The following is a 4,956-nucleotide window of genomic DNA, read 5'->3' on the forward strand; positions in this document are numbered from 1 at the left end:
GTTCTGCGCCAAACAGCATCCCCGTTTTGCTGTAGGTGACACTGTCCGGTTGCGTGAAGATCATCTCGTAACTGGCCACCATTGCATGCCCGATACGGGTCGTCAGTGAAAGTGGCATCGCCAGTCCGACCGGCACATTATCCACCCGGTGAACTTTGACCAGGTCACTGTTATCAATAATCTGCACCGATGTGCGGACATTAACCAGCAGGCTGATAAGCACAAATACGGCCACCCAGCCCAGCAAATCCATCACGGTGTGCCGCTGTACCCACATTACGGCCACCGCGAGAACAGACAATGTGAGCGCAATTTTTTCAATGGAATCCCACGTCCTGGTTCCCATAAAGGCGGCAATGGCGTTCAGGTTATTCCGCAACCACTCACCACCGGCAATCACATAAACTTCATTCACCGCGTGCTCCCTCCGAAGTGATAGTTGTTTTGGTAACGACTGAGCATGCGGGCGGAAAGCTGCTGACGCATGTAGCTCATCTGACGATCGACAACCAGCAGCGCATCCTGCTGTACCTGCACCTGTGACTGAAACGCCGCAATCTGCCGGGTGGCATCATTCATGTTGTCGTTAATATGTCCGATAACCGCTTCGTCATAATTTCCCGTGGCCACCATCGCCCGGGCCTGCTGTATCAGCTCCTGAATGTACTGCAGCAGGATGTCGTAACCGATATAGTCCGTCAGCTGGTAAATCATGCTGTTGGAAACTCCGAGCATCTGCGGGTCAACCAGGTATTTGAAGACGGGGATGGTGGTACTGGAAATAAAGCCTTTTTCCTTGTCATCCAGAGGCGTGTCACTGACCGCCTTGTTCTGAATGCTGGCCAGAAGTTTAGTAATCTGAGACTTCAGTGCATTATCCCGGCTGATGGTCACCGGTGTGTCTGCCACCACTTTCAGGCATTTATCAGAATCGTTGCAGTGATAAATTTTTGCTGTGCCGCCTTCCATCATGGCCCGGATAATTGAGCGGTCAGTGGTTCTGGCTGACAGCGGTGTGATTTCGCCGTTGGGACCAAACACCAGTGAGCCGGTCAGCGTCATCACAAATTCTTTCAGCTCTTTGTTGCCGTCAAACATTCTGTTTTTGGAAAGCGCATTCCACATGATGTTGATGTTTTTGGTCACCCGCTCCTTATCCTTGTCGCTGGCTTTATCCCTGACACTGTCAGATTTCCCGCCAACGGTACATCCCTGCCGGGAAGCCGCCCAGTCAGCAAAAATATTGCTCTCACCGGCAATGTCCTGACAGACTTTCTGCTGGGACACCTGCGTCCGGGGGAAAAGCCCGCCGATAATCCCCTGTGCAGCCTGGCAGGAACTGAGGTTCATACTGTTAATGTCGCTTGCCATTTTCTGCACGAAGTCTTTTGCGGTTTTTATTTCCGGCACCGTTGTCTGCAGGGCAAGGTCAAAAAAGTAACCGGCAGCATTGCTCATAATCTGCTTAACAAAACGCTGCAACTGCTCACCATTAATAAAACTGAACGAGCCGAGATAGGCGTCGATGCCGCCACATCCAGCATTGATATCCGGCAGCGTCATGGAAATTAGCTGAACATTTTTGACCTGAGTACGGGCATACAGGGAGCCACCGTAAGCATAGCCGGCGGCCTGCCCCTGCCAGACGCCCGGCTGTGTGGTATTGGAAGCAAATCCCAGCTTATTAAAGAACTGATTCATGTCGCTGTTCACATCCGCTGACGCTGCAGGCGTCACCGTCAGTAAGGCGGCACAAAGAACCAGAAGAGGTTTAATGCGTGGCATCATTCTTGCCCTCCCTTAATGTGTTCTCCCGGTGCATACGACATTTCAGCAGGAATATCTCGATATTTCCGTATATTAATTCGTACATTGGGGACAGAAAAAAATGTAACAAGAAACCCGGCTGCAAGCGCATATAACGCATACGGAATGGCATATATCAGGATATTCCACATATAACTCGAATTATTTAATTCCGGGTCCGCTTTCCACGAATCAATACAGGCATCAAAAATAATATCCATAACTGTCCATAAAACAATTCCGGCAGTCAGGAATACCAGAGACAACCCAGCATACCTGCCAGTAATTCTGGAAATGTATTTATAATCTCGTTCTGTACTTCTGATTTTGAGCTCAGGATTACTTTTATTTTCTCTCATTATAAGTTCCCTCTGATATTTCCGATGATTCATTCAGACCGGTCATGCGGCTGTAATATCTTTCAGACACCGAAATCCATCCCACAATTGCCCCCACAAAAAACACAACAGAAACAGAAAAGGTAAGACTCAGCGAAACGACAATTTCTACAGGGCTGGCGGGATAAAAAAGCCCCTGACGGATAAAGGGGATATTCAGGCTGACGATTATTCCCGTCACGATGCCGGATATTCCGGCAATGAGTAACACCACCTGCTTATTTCGCACCTTTTTTTCCTCCGTACATCTGCAAAACGGTATCCACCCGCGCCATAAAACCGGCGGCATCCGTTGCCCCCTGTAAAAGCGGTAATGCCTCAAGCGTGTTGACGTTGACCAGGAAGGTGGTCGGTGTGGCCACCGGGATATTCGGGAAGAAGGTCTGCATCACCTCCGGTGGCACCGGTAATGCTTCAGGAAAGGCCGTATCCCCCTGACCATCCAGGGTGTAGGAAAAAACGGAAAAGCCGTACTGCTGTGCCAGCTGTTTCAGTACCGGGTCAAACTGGTGACAGTAAGGGCAATGCCCCTGCATAAACAGCACCACCTTCCAGTCGGCCAGGTTAACCTGCCTGCCATTACTGAGGCGGAACCAGCGGGGAGCCGGCTTTGCTGTCCTGGCTGACGTGCCTGCTGCCGGTTGTGCAGGCTGCGTAGCCATACCCTGCGGATTCCAGAGTCGCTCTATTTCATCCCGGGTGGAGGCCTGCACAGCAGCGGCGCTCAGCAACAGGGTGAACAGCAGTGATTTAGTGAGAGACATGTCCGCCCTCCTGCTGCCCTTCCATCATGGCCTGTTGCCTGGCTTCCAGTGCCTCACGCTCTTCCCGGCTGACACGGGCAATCCATGCATCCAGCACCTGGTATGCGCCGAACAGTACGAGAATGGCCGCAATCAGCTCCGCCAGAAAAAAAGCCATCCAGGGTTTGCTGTAAACAAGACGGGCGACGATATGAAACCAGACACCCAGGGAAAATACCCACATTCCCGTAATATCAAGCCGGGGTAAAGAGAATCTGCGTTTACTTATCATGTTAAACTCCGGTTATTATTTACATGAGAGTATTCATGTCTGTAATATTCGCGTTTGTGTGATATTAATCAGAGGTACAAATGGAAAAGCGATCTTTTAAAGAAAAACTGGAAATAATCAGAAACATAATAAGAGAGTCGTTACCGGGAAATGCGGCAATTATTGCGCTGATATATGCAGCATCACATTCATTACCGGTCAATGCCTTCCCTGACTATCTTGTAATAAGTTTATTAAGTATCGCAGCAGGCATCGTTGTATTATGGTTATTTTCAATTATCTATATTTATTTTTGTGAGCTATTCAGAAGCCACTGGATTGCGGTATGGTTTATCATATGGTCTTCAGTAATCAACCTCATTATTTTGTATGGTTTTTATGACCGTTTTATATGACTTAGCCTGTCATAAGCCCCCTTATAAAAAACCACATCACTCCGGACCATACCGATGACAACACAATACAGATAAATATTCTTCTGAACCTGTCGAAGCTCGTAACGTCCGGTAATGCGGCCGCAACTATTGAAACAACCAGTGCTGCGCCCTGACTCATAATTGCACCACACAGAAACCAGAGACTGGCGGTAAGCACATATAAACACGCGATATTAATAACAAGGAAAACCAGTGAGCTCAGGAGAAACATTTTCCTGTCATTACGCTCAGAAAAGAAATAACCGGCAATAATGACAAATATTAACAGAACAACACCTGTAAACATTTTCAAATAATCTTCACTCATAAATCAAATCCGCGATTAAAAATTGGGTTTAAAATCTTCAGAAACGTTCAGGAACTGTTTTGCCAGGTCGTCCTGCGAAATAAAGCCGTATGATAACGGGCGAATACTGCCCTGTTTCGGGTCAACCAGCATCATGGCCGGGAAATATTTCACGCCGAGGCGCTGCGCCTGCCCCTGGTCAGTCCGGGAATCCGGCAACAGCGGATTAATCACGCCATCCACGGAAACGGGAATAACACTCAGACCATACGTATCCCGGAAGCCATTAATGACCTGCGCCAGTTGCCCGTCGATGGGGTCCTGCCCCCGGTAAAAAAACATGATGCCGTAGTGTTCAGCCAGTTTCGCAATGGCCTGTCGCTGCTGCGCCTGGTCTGCTGCCAGCTGGTTCCGTACCGTGCCGTTGTAATGGCTGTACTGCAGGTTATAGTCCAGTTCAGGATGTGCCAGCATGGCCTTTCTGGCGCTCATGGTGAAAAGCCCGGCCTGCTGAGTCCAGTAATTTTGCAGCCGGAAATATTTCACAAAATTATCCACGCCGGGATACAGAATGGCTTCGTACAGCGCCCGCTTTGTTGCCGTCTGCAGTGCGGCCAGTTTCTGCATAATATCCGGTTCCTGACGGGGGGCTGCAGATACAGGTTTATTTTCTTTTTCCTTCGGATTTATTTTCTCGTTATACCACTGCCAGCCTGCATCTTTTCCTGACGCCGGAAAAATAAAGCAGCAGAGTAACAGTGGCAGTAATGCTTTATTCATCTTCATTCCTTTCATCACTTTTTCTTTCATCAGGTTTCTGCAGGTCAGTCAGGGCAGAAAAACAAAAATACAGAATAAACAGGAGCACACCGGAGTAAAGGATAACGAAAGCAGCGGCAAGCATCCCGTCTGCCGTGGTTTCTTTTACCGTATCCCACGACCAGATAATTACCGGAGAAATGACAATCGCTGTAATCAAAAGCCGGATAAGAAA

At 48.7% G+C, this 4,956-nt stretch carries 10 protein-coding genes; 1 reads left to right on the forward strand and 9 read right to left on the reverse strand.

Annotated features, from left to right (window positions below; genetic code table 11):
- The 6 genes from RTW80_RS22320 to traQ all read right to left on the reverse strand — a co-directional run.
- Nucleotides 1-415 (reverse strand): conjugal transfer protein TraG N-terminal domain-containing protein (locus tag RTW80_RS22320; RefSeq protein ID WP_312720234.1); only part of this gene is annotated, 415 nt, incomplete at its 3' end.
- Nucleotides 412-1,785 carry a conjugal transfer pilus assembly protein TraH gene (gene traH / locus RTW80_RS22325; RefSeq protein ID WP_001517790.1) on the reverse strand — a complete coding sequence of 458 codons (1,374 nt, stop codon included), beginning with the start codon at nucleotides 1,783-1,785 and terminating at the stop codon, nucleotides 412-414. The genes RTW80_RS22320 and traH, both read right to left, overlap by 4 nt.
- Nucleotides 1,785-2,165: an F-type conjugal transfer protein TrbF gene (trbF, locus tag RTW80_RS22330; protein ID WP_001389370.1), complete on the reverse strand. Its 381-nt coding sequence runs from the start codon at nucleotides 2,163-2,165 to the stop codon at nucleotides 1,785-1,787. Before trbF ends, traH begins: the two co-directional genes overlap by 1 nt.
- Nucleotides 2,152-2,493: a P-type conjugative transfer protein TrbJ gene (trbJ, locus tag RTW80_RS22335; protein WP_312720236.1), complete on the reverse strand. Its 342-nt coding sequence runs from the start codon at nucleotides 2,491-2,493 to the stop codon at nucleotides 2,152-2,154. Before trbJ ends, trbF begins: the two co-directional genes overlap by 14 nt.
- Nucleotides 2,423-2,968 (reverse strand): type-F conjugative transfer system pilin assembly thiol-disulfide isomerase TrbB, encoded by a 546-nt coding sequence (gene trbB, locus RTW80_RS22340; RefSeq protein WP_000059851.1) that lies wholly within the window; start codon nucleotides 2,966-2,968, stop codon nucleotides 2,423-2,425. The genes trbJ and trbB overlap by 71 nt, the downstream gene beginning before the upstream one ends.
- A complete protein-coding gene (gene traQ / locus RTW80_RS22345) occupies nucleotides 2,955-3,239 on the reverse strand; it encodes a type-F conjugative transfer system pilin chaperone TraQ (protein WP_000624109.1) in 285 nt (94 codons plus the stop codon). The genes trbB and traQ overlap by 14 nt, the downstream gene beginning before the upstream one ends.
- Nucleotides 3,240-3,319: 80 nt before the next feature.
- On the opposite strand from traQ, the gene RTW80_RS22350 reads away from it, so the two are divergent.
- The gene (locus RTW80_RS22350; RefSeq protein ID WP_001324103.1) at nucleotides 3,320-3,634 is read left to right on the forward strand and encodes a hypothetical protein; all 315 of its coding nucleotides are present in this window, start codon (nucleotides 3,320-3,322) and stop codon (nucleotides 3,632-3,634) included.
- A gap of 1 nt (nucleotide 3,635) precedes the next feature.
- Here the strand turns inward: RTW80_RS22350 and trbA are convergent, their stop codons facing one another.
- The 3 genes from trbA to RTW80_RS22365 all read right to left on the reverse strand — a co-directional run.
- Nucleotides 3,636-3,983: a conjugal transfer protein TrbA gene (gene trbA / locus RTW80_RS22355; protein WP_001287910.1), complete on the reverse strand. Its 348-nt coding sequence runs from the start codon at nucleotides 3,981-3,983 to the stop codon at nucleotides 3,636-3,638.
- Between the two features lie 15 nt (nucleotides 3,984-3,998).
- Nucleotides 3,999-4,742: a type-F conjugative transfer system pilin assembly protein TraF gene (gene traF, locus RTW80_RS22360; RefSeq protein WP_001030393.1), complete on the reverse strand. Its 744-nt coding sequence runs from the start codon at nucleotides 4,740-4,742 to the stop codon at nucleotides 3,999-4,001.
- On the reverse strand, nucleotides 4,735-4,956 hold a 222-nt coding region (locus RTW80_RS22365), incomplete at its 5' end, for a conjugal transfer protein TrbE (protein WP_312720238.1). The genes RTW80_RS22365 and traF, both read right to left, overlap by 8 nt.

It is taken from the genome of Escherichia sp. AM3, assembly GCF_032029835.1.
Classification (GTDB): Bacteria; Pseudomonadota; Gammaproteobacteria; order Enterobacterales; family Enterobacteriaceae; genus Escherichia; species Escherichia coli.

What these genes read in the sequence shown, in the direction of transcription:
- RTW80_RS22350 (WP_001324103.1), top strand. Translation starts at nt 3,320, where the DNA reads ATGGAAAAGCGATCTTTTAAAGAAAAACTGGAAATAATCAGAAACATA.
- trbA (WP_001287910.1), bottom strand. Translation starts at nt 3,983, where the DNA reads ATGAGTGAAGATTATTTGAAAATGTTTACAGGTGTTGTTCTGTTAATA.
- traQ (WP_000624109.1), bottom strand. Translation starts at nt 3,239, where the DNA reads ATGATAAGTAAACGCAGATTCTCTTTACCCCGGCTTGATATTACGGGA.
- traH (WP_001517790.1), bottom strand. Translation starts at nt 1,785, where the DNA reads ATGCCACGCATTAAACCTCTTCTGGTTCTTTGTGCCGCCTTACTGACG.
- traF (WP_001030393.1), bottom strand. Translation starts at nt 4,742, where the DNA reads ATGAATAAAGCATTACTGCCACTGTTACTCTGCTGCTTTATTTTTCCG.
- trbJ (WP_312720236.1), bottom strand. Translation starts at nt 2,493, where the DNA reads ATGCCGCCGGTTTTATGGCGCGGGTGGATACCGTTTTGCAGATGTACG.
- trbB (WP_000059851.1), bottom strand. Translation starts at nt 2,968, where the DNA reads ATGTCTCTCACTAAATCACTGCTGTTCACCCTGTTGCTGAGCGCCGCT.
- trbF (WP_001389370.1), bottom strand. Translation starts at nt 2,165, where the DNA reads ATGAGAGAAAATAAAAGTAATCCTGAGCTCAAAATCAGAAGTACAGAA.